This is a genomic window from Neisseria sp. HMSC070F02 (assembly GCF_001814225.1).
Lineage (GTDB): Bacteria > Pseudomonadota > Gammaproteobacteria > Burkholderiales > Neisseriaceae > Neisseria > Neisseria meningitidis.
The window spans coordinates 1-213 of record NZ_KV815497.1 but is presented as its reverse complement, the minus strand read 5'-3'; the positions used below and the strand labels follow the sequence as shown (position 1 = coordinate 213).

Sequence of the window (213 nt, the reverse complement as noted above, 5' to 3'; positions counted from 1 at the left end):
TTACGTCGGGGAGGGCGGTGTCGATGATGTTCATCTTTTTATCTTTCATCTAAAGGCCGTCTGAAAAGTTTCAGACGGCCTCAAACATTATTTTTTCAACAGGCGCAGCAAATATTGGCCGTATTGGTTTTTTGCCATCGGGCGCGCCAATTCTTCCAGTTTTTCATCGGAAAGCCAACCGTTGCGCCAAGCGATTTCTTCGAGGCAGGCGAT

General features: G+C 47.4%; 1 pseudogene. It reads right to left on the bottom strand.

The features are described 5' to 3' along the window. Positions 1-87: 87 nt before the first annotated feature. A pseudogene (locus tag HMPREF2959_RS11625) lies at positions 88-213 on the bottom strand (glucose-1-phosphate thymidylyltransferase); the annotation flags it as partial.